The organism is Klebsiella sp. FDAARGOS_511, assembly GCF_003812845.1.
Taxonomy (GTDB): Bacteria; Pseudomonadota; Gammaproteobacteria; order Enterobacterales; family Enterobacteriaceae; genus Klebsiella; species Klebsiella grimontii.
Genome location: NZ_CP033824.1, coordinates 5,399,950 through 5,418,030 on the forward strand (window position 1 = coordinate 5,399,950; position 18,081 = coordinate 5,418,030).

Consider the following 18,081-nt stretch of genomic DNA (forward strand, 5'->3'; position numbering starts at 1 on the left):
GAACGATTACTCCGTGGCCAGCCAGCTCAGCGGGATGGCGGCATACATCGCGGCGCAGGTCACCAGATGCGATTTCCAGGTTTTCTCATTCGGCGCATGCGCTTCCGGCTCTTTCCCTGGCCCAAAGCCGATAACCGGAATGCCGTGGCGGCCCATAATGGAGACGCCGTTGGTGGAGAAGGTCCACTTATCCACCACCGGCGCTTTGCCGAACAGCCCTTCATAGGCGTTGCTCAGGGCGCGGACGGTAAAGTGGTTCTCTTCCACTTTCCAGGTCGGGAAGTAGCATTCGGTCGGGTAGACCAGGCCAGTCCAGGAGGGACGCTCGTAGTTGTACATCGAGACCACCGCGGCGGCTTTTTTCACTGCCGGCAGCGCGCGGATCTCATCCAGCGCGCCTTCCCAGGTTTCGCCCCAGGTCAGACGGCGGTCAATGGAGACGGCGCAGCTATCCGCTACCGCGCAGCGGCTCGGCGAGGTGAAGAAAATCTCGGAAACGGTCAGGGTGCCTTTGCCGAGGAATTCGTCATCGCCCAGCTTGTGCGAAAGCTGTTCCAGCTCGGTGAGAACGGGCGCCATTTTGAAGATGGCGTTATCGCCGCGCTCCGGGGCGGAGCCGTGGCAGCTGACGCCCTGAACTTCCACGCGGATCTCCATACGCCCGCGCTGGCCGCGGTAAATCTGGCAGTCGGTGGGTTCGGTGCTGACGACAAATTCAGGACGAATGCCGGATTGTTCAATAATGTACTGCCAGCACAGGCCGTCGCAATCCTCCTCCTGAACGGTACCGGTCACCAGCAGGGTATATTCATCTTCCAGGCCCAGATCTTTAATGATTTTACCGGCGTAAACCATGGAGGCCATTCCGCCCTCCTGGTCAGACGCGCCGCGTCCGCCGATCAGCTCATCGGTCTCCATACCTTCGTACGGGTCAAAGTTCCAGTTTTTGATATTGCCAATACCGACGGTATCAATGTGCGCATCCATTGCCAGCAGACGCGGACCGTGGCCGATGTAGCCCAGCACGTTGCCCATCGGATCGATTTCAACTTTATCGAAGCCGACTTTTTCCATCTCTTCTTTAATGCGGTGTACCACGCGCTTCTCATCGCTGCTTTCGCTGGGGATAGCGATCATATCGCGCAGGAAACGGGTCATCTCTTTTTCGTACTGTTTTGATTTTGCCAGGATTGCGTTGAACGGAATTTGCTTAGCCATAACGATGTTCTCCAGTTCTGAATACGGACTTCCCGCGCGGCGGGAGGAATTTTGCTAAGTCGGCTATTGCGCCGCCGGATGCCTGCCTTCCCAGACGACTTCGCGATAGTGCTTAACGTCGGTGTCGCCTTCGGTGCTAATCACCAGCACCACGGAGCGGCTGTCCAGCTTGAGCTTGTGCATCAGGGCTTCGCGCTGCGGATGGAAATGAATCGCCGCCAGCAGGCCGAGACCGACGGCGCCGGATTCGCCGGAAATAATGCGCGGATCCTGGCCCGCCGGGTTTCCCAGCACCCGCATGCCGAGGGCGGCGACGGCGTCCTGACAGGAGACGAACTGCGTGGCGCAGTTGCGCAGCACTTCCCAGCCCAGCGGGTTAGGCTCACCGCAGGCAAGGCCGGCCATAATGGTGGCCATATCGCCGCTGACGTTGACCATCTGGCCCTTCAGCGCAGAGCGATAGAGGCAGTCGGCTAGCTCCGGCTCGACGATAATGGAATGGAGATGCTTTGCGCCGTAGACGTCGGCCAGATAGCCCAACACGCCGCCGGCCATCGCCCCCACGCCGCCCTGCAGGAGCACGTGCGTCGGACGAGCGATACCCATTGAGGAGAGCTGTTCTACCGCTTCATCAGCGAGGGTGGCGTAGCCCTGCATAATCCAGGTCGGAATTTTTGTGTAACCTTCCCAGGCGGTGTCCTGTACCACCTCCCAGCCGTTTTTCTGCGCGGTCTGCATGGTAAAGCGGACGGTGTCGTCGTAGTTCATGTCGGTGACGATGCATTCCGCGCCGAGGCGCAGAATGGCGTCAACCCGCTCTTGCGCGGAGCCTTTCGGCATATAGATCACCGCGTTCTGGCCTAACTGGCGGGCCGCCCACGCCACGCCGCGGCCGTGGTTGCCGTCGGTGGTGGTGGCGAAAGTCATCTTCTCTTTAATGCTGGATTTAAGCGTTTCGAAGGAGAGATCGTTGATATCTAAATGATATTTTTCACACAGCAGCCGGGCGATGGCGTAAGAGCCGCCGAGCATTTTGAAGGCGTTGAGGCCAAAGCGCCGGGATTCATCTTTAACGAGGATTTTTTGTACCCCAAACAGCGCGGAAAGTTCGTTCAGCGCCACCAGCGGCGTAGGCTTATAGCCGGTAATCTTTTGATGAAAGCGGCGAGCCTGCTGCGCCTGCTGGCGTGAAAACAGCGGTGAAGTCTCCGCGTTAAAAAAACGGTTTTCGGCAATATCCATTTTCAATGAGAAAGCAGACATACTCGATCCTTATCCTTTATTTCGACAGTCGTGGGGCTGGCCCGCGGGCCAGCCGGGAGATTATTTGATGCGTTTCTGCGCGTCCTTGAGCAGTTGCTCCAGCACCTTGCCTGGGTTCGCGTATTTGCGGCAGACGATCATCGCGGCGATGATGTACGGCTTCCAGCTTGCCTCTTTGTAGGTCGGGATCCGGTACTTCTCGAAGACGCCTTCGGTGACTTCGCCCGCCTCGCAGGAGACGCCGGTGATATCCGCCGGCAGACAGTGCATGTACAGCGCTTCGCCGTCACGGGTATGCTTCATCATCTCTTCCGTACAGTGCCAGTCTTTATGCCCGGCGTTCTGCGCCAGGCAGGCTTTCTCCAGCGCCTTCAGCCCTTCGTGGTCGTTAGCGCGCAGCAGTTCGGTGCGTTTTTCCATCACTTTGTACGGCGCCCAGGATTTCGGATAGACGATATCGGCGTCTTTAAAAGCTTCCTCCATGCTGTTGACCTGGCGGAAGCTGCCGCCGGAGGCCTGGGCGTTGTTTTTCGCCACTTCGATAACGTCCGGGATCAGGTCGTAGCCTTCCGGGTGGGCGAGGGTGACCTCCATACCGAAGCGGGTCATCAGGCCGATAATGCCCTGCGGCACCGAGAGGGGTTTGCCATAGCTCGGCGAATAGGCCCAGGTCATGGCGATCTTCTTGCCTTTCAGGTTCTCCAGCGAGCCGAAGTGCTCGCGCAGCCAGGCGAGGTCCGCCATGGACTGCGTTGGGTGGTCAATATCGCACTGTAAATTGATCAACGCCGGACGCTGCGGCAGAACACCCTGTTTGTGACCGTCATCCAGCGCTTCGCCGACTTCGCGCATATAGGCGTTGCCCGCGCCAAGGAACATGTCATCGCGAATGCCGATGGCGTCGGCGCAAAAGGAGATCATGTTGGCGGTTTCACGCACCGTTTCGCCGTGGGCAATCTGCGATTTCCCCTCATCCAGATCCTGCTGCGCCAGCCCTAACAGATTGAGGGCCGAGGCATAGGAGAAGCGGGTACGGGTTGAGTTATCGCGGAACACGGAAATGCCCAGGCCGCTGTTAAACACTTTGGTGGCAATATTTTCAGCGCGTAGCGTTTTCAGCGCGGCGGCGACGTCCAGCACCTGTTTCAACTCATCCGGCGATTGTTCCCAGGTCAGCAGAAAGTCTTTCTCACTGAGATGCGAGTTAAGTTTATTGATATCCTTAATCAGTTCGTTAACAGTTTTCATGTTTCAATCCTGGTCGTGAATGACGGCTTATTGATTGCTGTGCGGTCGGATATGCAGAGTTGCCGAATTAGCGACTGCCAGCGCTGTATTACCACTAACAATAAGCGTGCCAAATCCTCCGGGAGAGGCGGCGGAGAGGATTGAATAGTTAAGATTATGCCAGGTCTATCACGAATTCAGGCGAGTTATTACGAGAAAGGAAAGGTGAAATTTCTCCCCCGCCGTCCATTTCAACGAGACAGGCGCGGGTTGCCGCCGCAAATAATGCGATTATCATCTTCACATTGCGCCAATATGATAAAAATCGCTGCAAATTTATCATAATGATAAGAAATTGTGATAGCTCTTGCATATTTAAGATAAGGTGGGGGAATTGGCCCTATCTATATCAACGCGGGTAGCTAGAAGGAGTGTTATCATTCCCCGGAGATAAATAAAGCCGCTTCGCTTGACGCCGAACAGGTGAGCAATAATAGAAGGCCGATAGACATGATACCGTCCAAAGCACCCTCCATTTTAATGCAGATTCAGCCTACAATTCAAAAGTTTGCAAGGATGTTATCCAGCGTGCTGCAGCTGGAGGTCGAGATTGTTGATAACGAATTATACCGGGTCGCCGGAACCGGCGCCTATAGTAAACAGATTGGCTATAAATTAAATTCCAATTCGCGGCTTCTTCGTTACATTATTGAAACACAGACCGAGAAAGTCGTCACCCATTCCCGCTTCGACCCCCTCTGTAAAGACTGTAGCAATAAGGAGAAATGCGAGGAGAAAACGTTTCTTGGCACGCCGGTGATGTATCACGACCGCTGCGTCGGCGTTATTAGTCTGGTTGCGCTGACGCGCGAGCAGCAGGAACGTATAAATGCGAATATCCAGGAGTTTTCTGATTATGTTCGTCATGTCTCAACCATATTCGTTTCCCGCTTTTTGCAAGAGCGGGCGGTCGGCGACAATATCCATAAAATATTTTTAACCATGATCGAAAATATGGATCAGGGCGTGCTGGTGATGGGCAACGATCAAAGAGTCAAATTTGCCAACCAGGCCGCATTGAAAATAATGAACGTCACTCAGGGGCAGGTGATTGGTAAGTCAATCCAGTTTCAGCCGTTGACCTTCGAAGATAATTTCAAGCACGGACATATGCAGCACATTATCTCCTTTGACGATCGCAAGGAGCTCATTATCGGTCAGCTGCACGCGGTGCAGGATCAGTGGTTATTTTTAATGGCGTTCCATCAGTCGCACTCTTCGGCCGATTTCAGCTGCGGGCAGGAAGGGCCGCAGATTGAGGCGATGGTGGGAGAATGTCGACCTATGCGGCAGCTTAAAAAGCTGATCAGCCGCGTGGCCCCGAGCCCATCCAGCGTGATGATTGCCGGCGAGAGCGGCACCGGCAAGGAGGTTGTTGCCCGCGCAATCCACAAACTCAGCGACCGCCACGCAAAGCCCTTTATCGCGATTAACTGCGCCGCGATCCCCGAGCAGCTGTTAGAAAGCGAACTGTTTGGCTACGTGAAGGGGGCGTTTACCGGCGCATCGGCGAACGGCAAGACCGGCCTGATTCAGGCGGCCAATAGCGGCACGCTGTTTCTTGACGAAATTGGCGATATGCCGCTCACTCTGCAGGCCAAGCTGCTGCGGGCCATTGAGTCACGTGAGATTCAGCCGGTGGGCGCCAGCCATCCGGTCCAGGTCGATATTCGTATCATATCGGCGACTAATCAAAACCTGGAACAGTATATCGCGGAAGGGAAGTTCCGCGAAGATCTCTACTATCGTCTGAACGTGATTCCGCTGCGCCTGCCGCCGCTGCGCGAACGTCAGGACGACATTGAGCTGCTGATTCACTATTTCCTGCATCTGCATACCGGTCGCCTCAATCTGGTATATCCTGGCGTGGCGCAGGACGTGATCGATTTCCTTAAACGTTACCGCTGGCCGGGCAACATTCGCGAGCTCAGCAACCTGATGGAGTACCTGGTCAACGTGGTGCCGTCGGGAGAAATCATTGATATGTCGCTGCTGCCGCCCAATTTGCTGAGCAGCAGCGAGCTGGCGAGTCAGCCGCCGTCTTCTGCTTCCGCGGCAGCGCCCCTCGCTCAGGAGGAGAACGTGACGGCGCTAGAAGAGATGGAGCGGCAGATGATCCGCGATGCGCTCTCGCGCTACAGTAATAAAAAACAGGCGGCGGACGAGCTGGGGATTGGTATCGCCACGCTGTATCGCAAAATAAAGAAATATTCGCTGGCGGCGGGTCAGAACTGACGGCAATGGCGGGCAATAAAAAATCCACGCGAGTGCGTGGATTTTATGAATGATATTTCTGCGAAGGAGAGCTTAGACGTTAAACAGGAAGTTCATCACATCGCCATCTTTCACGATGTAGTCTTTACCTTCAGCACGCATTTTCCCGGCTTCTTTGGCACCCTGCTCACCTTTATAGGTAATAAAGTCTTCATAAGCGATGGTCTGCGCGCGGATAAAGCCTTTTTCGAAGTCGGTGTGGATTTTACCCGCGGCCTGCGGGGCAGTGGCGCCGACCGGGATGGTCCATGCACGGACTTCCTTAACCCCTGCGGTGAAGTAGGTCTGCAGGTTCAGCAGCTCGTAGCCGGCGCGGATAACGCGGTTCAGGCCCGGCTCTTCGAGACCCAGCTCGGCCATAAACTCATCGCGGTCGGCATCGTCCAGCTCGGCGATGTCGGACTCAACGGCGGCGCAAACGGCGACCACCACGGAACCTTCGGCGGCGGCGATTTCGCGAACTTTATCAAGATAAGGGTTGTTCTCAAAACCGTCTTCGTTGACGTTGGCGATATACATGGTCGGCTTCAGGGTCAGGAAGCTCAGGTATTTAATCGCTGCTTTGTCTTCGTCGGTCAGGTTTTTCAGCGCACGCAGCATACCGGCGTTTTCCAACTGCGGCAGGCATTTTTCCAGCGCCGCCAGTTCGGCTTTCGCGTCTTTATCGCCGCCTTTGGCTTTCTTCTGCACGCGGTGAATGGCGCGCTCGCAGGTATCCAGGTCAGAGAGCGCCAGCTCGGTGTTGATCACCTCGATATCGTCAGCCGGATCCACTTTATTGTTAACGTGAATGATGTTGTCGTTTTCGAAACAGCGTACCACGTGACCGATAGCTTCGGTTTCGCGGATGTTGGTCAGGAACTGGTTGCCCAGGCCTTCACCTTTCGACGCGCCTTTAACGAGGCCGGCGATATCAACGAATTCCATCGTGGTCGGCAGAATACGCTGTGGTTTGACGATTTCAGCCAGTTTGTCCAGACGCGGATCGGGCATCGGCACGACACCGGTGTTCGGCTCAATGGTACAGAAGGGGAAGTTGGCCGCTTCAATACCCGCTTTGGTGAGCGCATTGAACAGGGTGGATTTGCCGACGTTGGGCAAACCGACGATACCGCATTTGAATCCCATGATTTAAATCACCTTAATCTTTGGATAATCAACCTGTTACAGTGAACAGATTGCAGAAAAGTAAATAGCTTCGCCTATTATACACGGTGCGTGACAAAAATTCCGCACGCCAACCGGTTATTGCGCTTTAAAAGCGTGTAAACGGTTGGTCGCTTTCGTCAGGCCATCTTTCAGCCACACCTCAGTGCAGCGTGCCGCTTCGTCAACGGCCTCATCAATCAGCTTCTGTTCGCTGGCGGGCGGTTTACCCAAAACAAAACCGACAACTTTATTTTTATCGCCCGGATGGCCGATTCCCACGCGTAAGCGGTGAAAGTTCGGGTTATTGCCCAGCTTACTAATGATATCTTTCAGGCCATTATGGCCGCCGTGTCCGCCGCCCAGCTTGAACTTCGCCACGCCTGGCGGTAAGTCGAGCTCATCGTGGGCGACGAGGATTTCGTCCGGGTTAATACGAAAGAAGGTCGCCATCGCGCCGACGGCTTTGCCGCTCAGGTTCATAAAGGTGGTCGGCACCAGCAGGCGGACATCTTCGCCGGCAAGGTTTATCCGCGAGGTGTAGCCGAAGAATTTGCTCTCTTCGCGCAGCGGCGCACGGTGGCGTTCCGCCAGTAAATCCACGTACCAGGCGCCAGCGTTATGTCGGGTCGCTGCGTATTCAGCGCCGGGGTTCGCCAGGCCGACAATTAATTTTATGCTCACTTTTTTATCCTGCTTGGTCGTTCTCTGGCGCGTAGTGTACTGTCTGAGCGCGCGGTTGACAAAGTTCTGCCAGCGAAGCGCGGCTGACAGAGATAATAACAGGTTTGAATAATTAGAATTTGATGTTGTTCAGAGGGTTATTTGTAAACTTTTGTTGGCAAGATGTTCGCTTCTGTGATCCTTCACGCAATCGGTATATTGCTCATTGTCTATACTACACCTATAAGATTTGGGGATATTCCCATGCAACCCAAGGTTCCGGAGGTGACATATGAAACGCAGAAACGCTTCGTTACTCGGTAATGTGCTGATGGGGTTGGGGTTGGTCGTCATGGTTGTCGGCGTTGGTTATTCTATTTTAAACCAGCTTCCGCAGCTTGACCTGCCGCAGTTTTTCGCGCACGGCGCGATCCTGAGTATCTTTGTCGGCGCTGTGCTGTGGCTGGCAGGCGCTCGCGTCGGCGGTCATGAACAGGTTAGCGACAGATACTGGTGGGTTCGTCACTACGACAAACGCTGCCGCCGCGATCAGCATCGCCACAGCTGAGTGAATTCCATACCACCAGCCGTTGTGAACGGCTGGTGCGTTTTAATGCCGTCCGTTCAGGCCGCCCGCATGTTGTTGTCTCAAATCCTCCTTATCTCTCTTCATCTTTCATCGGCACAGTCTGCCTAATACAATTCGCGTACTGAGCGCTTGACCCTGACGTAACGTCAGGCTGCAGAGTGGCGCCACTGGTCGATGAAAGGAGCAATCATGTTAATTCAGGTGGGAGAACTGGCGAAGCGCGCCGGAATGACCGTCCGTACGCTACATCATTATGAACAAACGGGATTGCTGACGCCTTCGGCCAGAAGCGCGGCGGGTTACCGGTTATATAATCTGGCGGCCGTAAAGCGGCTGCATATGATCAAAGCGCTGGCACAGGCCGGGCTGGAACTCGCCACTATCAAGGACTATCTCGACCGGGACGCTTTCTCGCTGTCCGACCTGCTGGTTAAGCAGATAACCACCCTCGACCGGCAGCTACAAACTCTCTCAACGTTGCGCCAGCGCCTGGCGCTGCTGCGTGAAGAGCTGGACAGCGGAGGCGAACCCGACCTGGAGTCCTGGCTACAAACGCTGGAGTTAATGAAAATGTACGATCGCTGGTTTAGTCAACAGGAGTTACAGGTGCTGCCGTTCGCGGAGCAGGATGAGCAGCGCAATCAGACCTGGCTGGAGCTGGTTAGCGAAGCGCAGCAGCTCATGCGCCAACGCTGCCCGGCAGACGCGCCGCAGGCAATGGCGCTGGCAACCCGCTGGATGGAACAACTGGAGCAGGATACCGCCGGAAGGCCTGAGTTTCTGACCCGGCTGAATGAAATGCACGCCGCTGAGCCGCAGATGCGCGAGCAAACCGGAGTGACTGCGGAAACGATTGATTTTATTACCCATGCCTTTGCGGAAAGCAAGCTGGCCATCTGGGCGCGCTATCTGAATGCAGAAGAGCTGGCGTTTACGCGGCAGCACTATTTCGATCGCCTGATGGAATGGCCTGCGCTGGTGGCCGACCTGCATCGGGCCTGTCGTGAAAAGCAGGACCCGGCATCCGTGGAAGGTCAGCAGCTGGCGCAGCGCTGGCTGGGGCTATTCCAGTCATATGCGGGAACGGATCCTCATACGCAGCAGAAGTTTCGTTATGCCATGGAGCGGGAGCCGCATTTGATGAAGGGAACCTGGATGACGGCGGAGGTGCTTGGCTGGCTTCAGCAGGCGATTGGCGTGATGATGCGGCAGGCATCAGGGCCTGCCGCCGGGTAATTAAATATCCGCCAGCGCGGCGTTGCGGTCCGGGTAGAAGCTCAGACGGCCCGGAATCGGTTTAACGCCTGCCCGCGCCAGGGTGCGCAGCGGCTGAAATTCCAAGTTCGACACGCGCAGCTCACAGCCTTCCGGCAGCTTCTTCACGAAACGCTGGAAGGCATCCAGTCCGCCGGCGTCCAGCACCGGCACCGCATCCCATTTCAGCACCACAATACGCTTGCCTGCGACCCGCGTTTCCAGATCGGTAAACAACCCTTCCGCGGCGGCGAAAAACAGCGGACCAATGACGCGCAGCACCAGCACATCATCCGGAACCTCAACGTTGACCGGCGCCAGACGGGTCATCCGCGCGATCCGGCGCATAAACAGCAGGGAAGCCAGCACGATGCCGACACTAATCGCGATGACCATATCAAACAGTACGGTCAGCGACATGCACATCAGCATGACGATAATGTCGTCTTTCGGCGCATAGCGCAGCAGGTTAACGACCTTGTGCGCTTCGCTCATATTCCATGCCACCATCAGCAGCAGCGCCGCCATCGCGGAAAGCGGCAGCCAGGAGAGCAGAGGGGCAAGCACCAGCAGCGCCATAATCACCAGTAGCGCATGGATCACGGCGGAAACCGGCGAGGTCGCGCCAGCGCGGACGTTGGCCGCCGAGCGGGCGATGGCGGCGGTGGCAGTAATGCCGCCGAAGAACGGCGCCACGATATTGCCGAGCCCCTGGCCAATCAACTCGCTATTGGCCTTGTGTTTGGTGCCGGTCATGCCGTCCAGCACCACAGCGCACAGCAGGGACTCAATCGCCCCGAGCATGGCCATGGAAAACGCCGCCGGCAGCAGCGCCTGCAGCGAAGACCAGCTGAGGGTGAAGTCTGAACCCGGCATATCCCACGGCAGCACCAGCTGCGGCAGCAGCTGCGGAATACCGTTGCCCTGGCTGCCGTCGGCGAGAATATAGTGGAACTGAGAGCCAATAGTAGCGACGTGCCCGCCAAGCAGGTTGACCACGCCCATCACCGCGCAGCCCGCCAGCAGGGCCGGGAGGTGGCCCGGCAGACGAATCCCCAGACGCGGCCAGATAATCAGCGTGCCCAGCGTGACCACGCCGATGGCGGCATCGCCGGGATTAATGGTCGGCAGCGCCATCGCCAGCGCGCCGACTTTTTGCAGATAATGTTCAGGCACGTGCGCCATCTGCAGGCCGAGAAAATCTTTAATTTGCATGGTACCGATGGTGATACCGATCCCGGAGGTGAAGCCGAGAGTGACCGATAGCGGAATATACTCAATCAAGCGGCCAAAGCGCGCCAGGCCGAAAAGAATCAGGAAGATCCCCGACATCAAGGTGGCGACCAGCAGCCCGGCAAGTCCGAACTGCTGCGAGACTGGGTAGAGGATCACCACGAAAGCGGCGGTAGGCCCGGATACGCTGAAGCGTGACCCGCCGGTTAACGCAATGACGATCCCCGCCACCGCTGAGGTATAGAGACCGTACTGCGGCGCCACCCCGCTGCCAATTGCCAGCGCCATCGCCAGTGGGATAGCGATAATTCCGACGGTAATCCCGGCAATCACATCACGAGTAAACCGCGAAGCGGTATATTTTTCTTTCCAACAAGCGTCGATGAGGGCGCGGAAAGGCATCACATGTGAGGAAAATAATCTGTTCACAATAATGTTTCATCCATGAGCGCATCATCTGTCAACTAAATGGCAGGTGAAGGAGGCATCGGTCATTTCCACGTCATCCTTCGGGATGCCTCTGCGTTGGCTGCGTTCATTGACCCCGATCCTGTACTGCCTGTACGTTGCCGGAGATTCATTCACTTGCCGCCATGACGCATGCCGAATGATTTTGTGGAGAATAAAAGGTTTAGAGACAAAAAAACCCGCCGCAGCGGGTTTTTGTGCCGGGCTCGATTAATGTTCGAACATAGCAGAGATAGATTCTTCGTTGCTGATACGACGAATCGCTTCGGCCAGCATACCAGACAGCGTCAGGGTACGGACTTTTTCCAGCGCTTTGATTTCCGGCGTCAGCGGAATAGTATCGCAGACGACGAATTCGTCAATCACTGAGTTCTTGATGTTCTGGATAGCATTGCCGGAGAAGATCGGGTGCGTCGCGTAGGCGAATACGCGTTTAGCGCCGCGCTCTTTCAGCGCTTCAGCCGCTTTACACAGGGTGCCGCCGGTATCGATCATATCGTCAACCATTACGCAGTCGCGACCGGCGACGTCACCGATGATGTGCATCACCTGAGAAACGTTAGCGCGCGGACGGCGTTTGTCGATGATAGCCATATCGGTATCGTTCAGCAGCTTGGCGATAGCGCGAGCGCGAACTACGCCGCCGATGTCCGGAGAAACCACGATAGGGTTGTCCAGGTTCAGCTGCAGCATGTCTTCCAGCAGGATCGGGCTGCCGAATACGTTATCAACCGGAACGTCAAAGAAGCCCTGAATTTGTTCTGCGTGCAGGTCAACGGTCAGAACGCGGTCGACGCCGACGCTGGACAGGAAGTCAGCAACCACTTTCGCGGTGATAGGCACACGAGCAGAACGAACACGACGGTCCTGGCGAGCATAACCGAAGTAAGGGATAACAGCGGTGATACGACCTGCCGAAGCACGACGCAGAGCATCAACCATAACAACCAGTTCCATCAGGTTGTCGTTGGTGGGAGCACAAGTGGACTGGATGATGAAAATATCACCACCGCGTACGTTTTCATTGATTTGTACGCTGACTTCACCGTCGCTAAAACGACCTACGGCGGCGTCGCCAAGAGAAGTGTACAGGCGGTTGGCAATACGTTGTGCTAGTTCCGGGGTGGCGTTACCAGCAAAAAGCTTCATATCAGGCACGAGAAGAACCTCAGGCATGCGTCCAGTGGTGGATGAAATGGGCCAAAAACTGTGCGGGTGGGCACGATTTCATCCAGGCGGTGTATTAAAGAGCCCGATGCAACGTCTGGAACAGGGTGACGTTGTCACCGTAACTCAGTTTCCCCGGCGTTTTCGCCAAATTTGCTATAGTTTAGCAGAACTTAGCGCAGCGCCTGCTTGAGCGGAGAGATGTTAACACCTCGCGCCACGAAGCCATGCAGCCATGCCGGGGCTTTTTCAAGCACCTGACGAGCGGCGGATTCAGTGTCAAATTCAGCAAATACACATGCACCGGTGCCAGTCAGGCGCGACGGCGCATATTCTAACAGCCAGGAAAGCGCCGCATCAACCTCACGAAAACGTTTTCTTGCGATAACCTCGCAATCATTGCCGAATTTACATTTTAATAACGTATTAATTGACCTGACCGGGGTATCGCGCGGCAGTTGCGGATCGCGAAAAATGATCGGCGTTGGAATGCTGACTCCCGGATGCGCCACCAGATACCATTTTTCCTCCGGTTCGGCCGGGGTCAGAATTTCCCCAATACCTTCGGCAAAGGCCGCGTGCCCGCGAACGAACACCGGCACGTCGGCGCCCAGCTGCAGACCCAAAGCCGCCAGCTGATCTTCCGAGAGATGGCAGCCCCATAAGTGATTCAGCGCCACCAGAACGGTTGCGGCGTTGGACGAGCCGCCGCCGAGGCCGCCGCCCATCGGCAGCACCTTGTCGATGCTGATATCGGCGCCGCTGCCCGGGGGAAGCGTCCCGGCCTGCGCTGCGGCCTGCATTAATAGCCTGGCCGCGCGGATGATCAGGTTCTCTTCATCCGGCACGCCTTCAACCGGCGTCAGCAGACGCAGTTGACCGTCATCGCGCGGTTCAATCGTCAGCGTGTCGCCATAATCCAGAAATTGAAACAGCGTCTGCAGCGTGTGGTAACCGTCGACGCGCCGCCCGGTAATGTACAAAAACAGGTTCAGCTTTGCGGGAGAGGGCCAGCGGGTCATCATTTCACAATCCAGTTATCCATTTTCAGCTTGATGCGCTGGCTGCCGTCGTTAAGCTCCATATTGGCCGGCAGCGACGGTTTTGTGTCGGAGGTGTAACCGCCCCAGGTGACGTGCCAGGTCTTGCCGTTTTGCGTGTAATTCAGTTCGCGCAGGCGGTACTGGTCATCAAGCGAGTAGTCGGTGGCTTCGCCAGGCAGGCCAATAATCCACTGGCGCAGGCTATTGAGCGGAATCGGCATGCCGGTCAGCCGGCCAATCATCTCTTCGGCATCGGTCGCCGTGTAGGTCTGTCCTTTATTATCAATCAGCTGCACGTTGCCCGGCTGGGCGGTTAACGACAGCTCGGTGCTACCGAGCGGGTTAGTCAGCAGCAGGCGATAGCGGTCCTGGCCGGTTTGCTGCCAGAAGAAGCGGGCATACACCTTTTGCTCATCCGAAAGATAAGCGAAAGCGCCGCGCGTCTGAAACTGATTGAGATTGCGGACATCTTGCTGGTGCTGACGCCACTGTGGAGAATCCGGGCTTTTACCCGGCCCTTTCGGAGCATTAATCGCACAGGCGGTCAGGACGAGGCTTGCCAGCGGCAACAGGCGGAACAGTCGATTCATAATGATGACAAATCCTTGATGTCTACAGTGAAATGCGGCAAATGAGAGTAACAGCTGGCCGATTTGTGTAGCGGGTTACAATAATAACCATTAATGCTAGCGTTGCCGGGCGGTAGCGTCTACGTTCAAGTTGTCTGAAATCAAAAAATTACCGTTAATGGCTATTACAGATTAGCTATTACTCCAAAAGGGGAGCCTCTCTTTTATTGATTACGCGCATCCTGTATGATGCCTGCAGACTAACCTTAGCAACGCTGGTACTACTCCCTCACAATGACGCTTTTAGCTCTTGGCATTAACCACAAAACAGCTCCTGTAGCGCTGCGAGAACGCGTAACGTTTTCGCCGGACACGCTCGACCAGGCGCTGGAGAGCTTGCTGGCTCAGCCAATGGTGCAGGGCGGGGTGGTGCTGTCGACCTGTAACCGCACGGAACTCTACCTCAGCGTCGAAGAGCAGGATAACCTTCAGGAAGTTCTTATCCGCTGGCTGTGCGATTACCACGGCTTAAATGAAGACGACCTGCGCAAAAGCCTCTACTGGCATCAGGACAACGATGCGGTCAGCCATCTGATGCGCGTCGCCAGCGGTCTTGATTCGCTGGTGCTGGGCGAGCCGCAGATCCTCGGGCAGGTAAAAAAAGCCTTTGCTGATTCCAGCCGCGGGCATCTTAACGTCAGCGAGCTGGAGCGCATGTTCCAGAAGTCGTTCTCAGTGGCCAAACGCGTGCGTACCGAAACCGATATCGGCGCCAGCGCGGTCTCCGTGGCCTTTGCCGCCTGTACTCTGGCGCGGCAAATCTTTGAATCCCTCTCCAGCGTTACCGTGCTGCTGGTTGGCGCCGGTGAAACCATTGAGCTGGTGGCCCGCCATCTGCGCGAGCATAAGGTGCGCAAAATGGTGATTGCCAACCGCACCCGCGAGCGCGCTCAGGCGCTGGCCGATGAGGTTGGCGCGGAGGTGATCGCCCTGAGCGACATCGACGAGCGGCTTAAAGAAGCGGATATCATTATTAGTTCTACCGCCAGCCCGCTGCCGATTATCGGTAAAGGGATGGTGGAGCGTGCGCTGAAGGCGCGCCGCAACCAGCCGATGCTGCTGGTCGATATTGCCGTTCCGCGCGATGTCGAACCGGAGGTTGGCAAACTGGCGAACGCCTATCTCTACAGCGTTGACGATCTGCAAAACATCATTCAGCACAACCTGGCGCAGCGTAAAGCCGCGGCGGTGCAGGCAGAAACCATTGTTGAGCAGGAAGCCAGCGAATTTATGGCCTGGCTGCGCGCCCAGAGCGCCAGCGAGACTATCCGCGAATATCGCTCCCAGGCCGATCAGGTCCGCGAGGAGCTGACGGCTAAAGCGCTGGCGGCGCTCAATCAGGGCGGCGATGCGCAGGAAATTATGCAGGATCTGGCGCGCAAGCTGACTAACCGCCTGATCCACTCGCCAACCAAATCTCTTCAGCAGGCCGCCCGTGACGGGGATGATGAACGCCTGCATATTCTGCGCAACAGCCTCGGGCTGGAATAGCGCACCTTTCTCTCTTTTTTTAGGACAGGGTGAATTCACGCCTATGAAGCCTTCTATTGTTGCCAAACTGGAAGCCCTTTACGAACGCCATGAGGAAGTTCAGGCGCTACTCGGCGATGCCGCGACTATCGCCGATCAGGATAAGTTTCGCGCGTTATCCCGCGAATACGCGCAGCTGAGCGACGTCGCCCGCTGCTATACCGACTGGCGCCAGCTGCAGGATGATATCGAAGCCGCGCAGATGATGCTCGATGACCCGGAAATGTGCGAAATGGCGCAGGAAGAGCTGCGCGAAGCGAAAGAGAAGGGTGAACAGATGGAGCAGCAGCTGCAGGTTCTGCTGCTGCCTAAAGACCCGGACGACGAGCGTAACGCGTTTGTTGAAGTTCGCGCCGGTACCGGCGGCGATGAAGCGGCGCTGTTCGCGGGCGATCTGTTCCGTATGTACAGCCGTTACGCGGAATCGCGCCGTTGGCGCGTGGAAATCATGAGCGCCAACGAAGGCGAGCACGGCGGCTTTAAAGAAGTGATCGCCAAAATCAGCGGCGACGGCGTTTATGGTCGGCTGAAGTTCGAATCCGGCGGCCATCGCGTACAGCGCGTACCGGCCACCGAATCCCAGGGACGTATTCATACCTCCGCCTGCACCGTGGCGGTGATGCCAGAGTTGCCGGAAGCCGAAATGCCGGACATCAACCCGAGCGATCTGCGCATCGATACCTTCCGTTCCTCCGGCGCGGGCGGTCAGCACGTTAACACCACCGACTCGGCGATCCGTATTACTCACCTGCCGACCGGCATTGTCGTCGAGTGTCAGGACGAACGTTCTCAGCACAAAAACAAAGCGAAAGCGCTGTCGGTGCTTGGCGCGCGCATCCGCGCCGCCGAAGTCTCCAGGCGCCAGCAGGCGGAAGCTTCCGAGCGTCGTAACCTGCTGGGCAGCGGCGATCGCAGCGATCGTAACCGCACCTATAACTTTCCGCAGGGCCGCGTGACCGATCACCGCATCAACCTGACGCTCTACCGTCTGGACGAAGCGATGGAAGGCAAACTGGATATGCTGATTGAGCCGATCGTTCAGGAATATCAGGCCGATCAGCTGGCCGCCCTTTCCGAGCAGGAATGATGACTTTTCAGCAGTGGCTGATCCAGGCTATCGCCCGCCTGAGCCAAAGTGAAAGCCCGCGCCGGGATGCCGAAATCCTGCTGGGTCACGTGACCGGCAGAGCGCGAACCTATATTCTCGCCTTTGGCGAAACGGCGCTGACCGCGGCGCAGGCCGCAGAGCTGGAAACGCTACTCAGCCGTCGCGCCAGGGGCGAACCGGTAGCTCACCTGGTGGGCCAGCGCGAATTCTGGTCGCTGCCGCTGTTCGTCTCTCCCGCGACGCTGATTCCGCGTCCGGATACCGAGTGCCTGGTTGAACAGGCGCTGGCGCGCTTACCCGGTGAGCCGTGCCGCATTCTCGATCTCGGCACCGGCACCGGCGCGATCGCTCTGGCGCTGGCCAGCGAACGCCCGGACTGCCGCGTCACCGCCGTCGACGTGATGCCCGATGCGGTCGCGCTGGCCGCGCGCAACGTTGAACATCTCGCTATGCCTAACGTTAGCGTGCTGCAAAGCGACTGGTTTAGCGCGCTCGCCGGGCAGCAGTTCGACATCATCGTCAGCAATCCGCCCTATATCGACGAAACTGACCCGCATCTGGCGCAGGGCGATGTCCGCTTTGAGCCGAAAACGGCGCTGGTCGCCGCCGATGGTGGTCTGGCCGATCTGGCGCATATCATCCGCGAAGGCCGCCGCTATCTTGCTGCCGGCGGCGTGATGCTGCTGGAACATGGCTGGACGCAGGGCCTGGCGGTGCGGGAGCTCTTTCGCGAGGCGGGTTATGGTAATATTGCCACCTGCCGCGATTATGGAGACAACGAGCGCCTGACGCTCGGGCATTATCAGGGAGAGGTATGAATCTGTTTAACGCGGTACTGTATTTGCATATCGCCTGCGTAGTGGTCTCGGTCAGCCTGTTCGTGCTGCGCTACTGGTGGAGCTGGAGCGGGAACCGCCTGCTCGACCAGCGCTGGGTCCGCATTGCGCCGCACTGTAGCGATACGCTGCTGTTTCTCAGCGGCGCGGGATTAATGGCAATAACGCACTATCTGCCGTTTACCGAAGAGGGTACATGGCTGACTGAGAAGCTGTTTGGCGTTATCATTTATATCGCATTGGGATTTATCGCGCTGGGCCGTCGTCGCTCGCGCAGTCAGCAGAGCCGGTTTGTCGCCTTTCTGCTGGCCCTGGTGGTGTTGTTTATCATTATTCAACTCGCCATCACAAGAATACCGTTATTGGGGTAAGG

The 18,081-nt window shown here is 56.8% G+C and carries 16 protein-coding genes; 7 read left to right on the top strand and 9 right to left on the bottom strand.

The features are described from left to right. Window positions 1–6: 6 nt before the first annotated feature. The 3 genes from EGY08_RS27060 to ygeW all read right to left on the bottom strand — a co-directional run bounded on the left by EGY08_RS27060 (window position 7) and on the right by ygeW (window position 3,729). Window positions 7–1,218, bottom strand: coding sequence for a YgeY family selenium metabolism-linked hydrolase (locus tag EGY08_RS27060; protein WP_004121846.1), 1,212 nt, complete (start codon window positions 1,216–1,218; stop codon window positions 7–9). Window positions 1,219–1,281: 63 nt separating this feature from the next. Beyond that, complete coding sequence (gene dpaL / locus EGY08_RS27065; RefSeq protein ID WP_004121843.1) at window positions 1,282–2,481, bottom strand: diaminopropionate ammonia-lyase; 1,200 nt, start codon at window positions 2,479–2,481, stop codon at window positions 1,282–1,284. 60 nt (window positions 2,482–2,541) lie between these two features. Further along, window positions 2,542–3,729, bottom strand: coding sequence for a knotted carbamoyltransferase YgeW (gene ygeW / locus EGY08_RS27070; RefSeq protein ID WP_004121840.1), 1,188 nt, complete (start codon window positions 3,727–3,729; stop codon window positions 2,542–2,544). Window positions 3,730–4,218: 489 nt separating this feature from the next. Here ygeW and EGY08_RS27080 point away from each other — a divergent pair, with 489 nt between their 5' ends. Beyond that, complete coding sequence (locus tag EGY08_RS27080) at window positions 4,219–6,003, top strand: sigma-54 interaction domain-containing protein (RefSeq protein WP_123829198.1); 1,785 nt, start codon at window positions 4,219–4,221, stop codon at window positions 6,001–6,003. Between the two features lie 72 nt (window positions 6,004–6,075). On the opposite strand, the gene ychF is transcribed toward EGY08_RS27080, so the two are convergent. After that, window positions 6,076–7,170, bottom strand: a complete 1,095-nt coding sequence (ychF, locus tag EGY08_RS27085) for a redox-regulated ATPase YchF (RefSeq protein ID WP_049113556.1) — start codon at window positions 7,168–7,170, stop codon at window positions 6,076–6,078. A 117-nt stretch (window positions 7,171–7,287) separates the two neighbouring features. Beyond that, window positions 7,288–7,872: an aminoacyl-tRNA hydrolase gene (gene pth / locus EGY08_RS27090; RefSeq protein ID WP_004121831.1), complete on the bottom strand. Its 585-nt coding sequence runs from the start codon at window positions 7,870–7,872 to the stop codon at window positions 7,288–7,290. 271 nt (window positions 7,873–8,143) lie between these two features. Here pth and ychH point away from each other — a divergent pair, with 271 nt between their 5' ends. Both ychH and EGY08_RS27100 read left to right on the top strand, forming a co-directional pair. After that, window positions 8,144–8,419 carry a stress-induced protein YchH gene (gene ychH / locus EGY08_RS27095; protein WP_004121828.1) on the top strand — a complete coding sequence of 92 codons (276 nt, stop codon included), beginning with the start codon at window positions 8,144–8,146 and terminating at the stop codon, window positions 8,417–8,419. A 210-nt stretch (window positions 8,420–8,629) separates the two neighbouring features. Further along, window positions 8,630–9,676 (top strand): MerR family transcriptional regulator, encoded by a 1,047-nt coding sequence (locus EGY08_RS27100; RefSeq protein WP_123829199.1) that lies wholly within the window; start codon window positions 8,630–8,632, stop codon window positions 9,674–9,676. Here EGY08_RS27100 and dauA read toward each other — a convergent pair whose 3' ends face one another. From dauA to lolB, 4 genes are all read right to left on the bottom strand, one after another. Further along, window positions 9,677–11,356, bottom strand: a complete 1,680-nt coding sequence (gene dauA, locus EGY08_RS27105) for a C4-dicarboxylic acid transporter DauA (protein ID WP_029669642.1) — start codon at window positions 11,354–11,356, stop codon at window positions 9,677–9,679. 249 nt (window positions 11,357–11,605) lie between these two features. Continuing rightward, the gene (prs, locus tag EGY08_RS27110; RefSeq protein ID WP_004103157.1) at window positions 11,606–12,553 is read right to left on the bottom strand and encodes a ribose-phosphate diphosphokinase; all 948 of its coding nucleotides are present in this window, start codon (window positions 12,551–12,553) and stop codon (window positions 11,606–11,608) included. A gap of 182 nt (window positions 12,554–12,735) precedes the next feature. Further along, window positions 12,736–13,584 carry a 4-(cytidine 5'-diphospho)-2-C-methyl-D-erythritol kinase gene (ispE, locus tag EGY08_RS27115; RefSeq protein WP_162626066.1) on the bottom strand — a complete coding sequence of 283 codons (849 nt, stop codon included), beginning with the start codon at window positions 13,582–13,584 and terminating at the stop codon, window positions 12,736–12,738. Continuing rightward, a complete protein-coding gene (gene lolB / locus EGY08_RS27120) occupies window positions 13,584–14,195 on the bottom strand; it encodes a lipoprotein insertase outer membrane protein LolB (RefSeq protein ID WP_004103154.1) in 612 nt (203 codons plus the stop codon). The genes ispE and lolB overlap by 1 nt, the downstream gene beginning before the upstream one ends. Before the next feature lie 273 nt (window positions 14,196–14,468). Here lolB and hemA point away from each other — a divergent pair, with 273 nt between their 5' ends. From hemA to sirB2, 4 genes are read left to right on the top strand one after another with little or no spacing between them, the layout of a single operon-like run. After that, window positions 14,469–15,725 (top strand): glutamyl-tRNA reductase, encoded by a 1,257-nt coding sequence (hemA, locus tag EGY08_RS27125; RefSeq protein ID WP_004121817.1) that lies wholly within the window; start codon window positions 14,469–14,471, stop codon window positions 15,723–15,725. Between the two features lie 43 nt (window positions 15,726–15,768). Beyond that, window positions 15,769–16,851: a peptide chain release factor 1 gene (prfA, locus tag EGY08_RS27130; protein ID WP_123829200.1), complete on the top strand. Its 1,083-nt coding sequence runs from the start codon at window positions 15,769–15,771 to the stop codon at window positions 16,849–16,851. Continuing rightward, on the top strand, window positions 16,851–17,690 hold the full coding sequence (prmC, locus tag EGY08_RS27135) for a peptide chain release factor N(5)-glutamine methyltransferase (protein WP_087828966.1): 840 nt from the start codon (window positions 16,851–16,853) through the stop codon (window positions 17,688–17,690). The genes prfA and prmC overlap by 1 nt, the downstream gene beginning before the upstream one ends. Continuing rightward, a complete protein-coding gene (gene sirB2 / locus EGY08_RS27140; protein WP_004121807.1) occupies window positions 17,687–18,079 on the top strand; it encodes an invasion regulator SirB2 in 393 nt (130 codons plus the stop codon). Before prmC ends, sirB2 begins: the two co-directional genes overlap by 4 nt. Window positions 18,080–18,081: the final 2 nt, after the last annotated feature.

Excerpts from the sequence above, each read along its gene's own strand:
- EGY08_RS27100 (WP_123829199.1), top strand. The coding sequence starts at position 8,630 with ATGTTAATTCAGGTGGGAGAACTGGCGAAGCGCGCCGGAATGACCGTC.
- dpaL (WP_004121843.1), bottom strand. The coding sequence starts at position 2,481 with ATGTCTGCTTTCTCATTGAAAATGGATATTGCCGAAAACCGTTTTTTT.
- prfA (WP_123829200.1), top strand. The coding sequence starts at position 15,769 with ATGAAGCCTTCTATTGTTGCCAAACTGGAAGCCCTTTACGAACGCCAT.
- hemA (WP_004121817.1), top strand. The coding sequence starts at position 14,469 with ATGACGCTTTTAGCTCTTGGCATTAACCACAAAACAGCTCCTGTAGCG.
- EGY08_RS27060 (WP_004121846.1), bottom strand. The coding sequence starts at position 1,218 with ATGGCTAAGCAAATTCCGTTCAACGCAATCCTGGCAAAATCAAAACAG.
- sirB2 (WP_004121807.1), top strand. The coding sequence starts at position 17,687 with ATGAATCTGTTTAACGCGGTACTGTATTTGCATATCGCCTGCGTAGTG.
- ychF (WP_049113556.1), bottom strand. The coding sequence starts at position 7,170 with ATGGGATTCAAATGCGGTATCGTCGGTTTGCCCAACGTCGGCAAATCC.
- lolB (WP_004103154.1), bottom strand. The coding sequence starts at position 14,195 with ATGAATCGACTGTTCCGCCTGTTGCCGCTGGCAAGCCTCGTCCTGACC.
- ygeW (WP_004121840.1), bottom strand. The coding sequence starts at position 3,729 with ATGAAAACTGTTAACGAACTGATTAAGGATATCAATAAACTTAACTCG.
- EGY08_RS27080 (WP_123829198.1), top strand. The coding sequence starts at position 4,219 with ATGATACCGTCCAAAGCACCCTCCATTTTAATGCAGATTCAGCCTACA.
- prmC (WP_087828966.1), top strand. The coding sequence starts at position 16,851 with ATGACTTTTCAGCAGTGGCTGATCCAGGCTATCGCCCGCCTGAGCCAA.
- ychH (WP_004121828.1), top strand. The coding sequence starts at position 8,144 with ATGAAACGCAGAAACGCTTCGTTACTCGGTAATGTGCTGATGGGGTTG.
- ispE (WP_162626066.1), bottom strand. The coding sequence starts at position 13,584 with ATGACCCGCTGGCCCTCTCCCGCAAAGCTGAACCTGTTTTTGTACATT.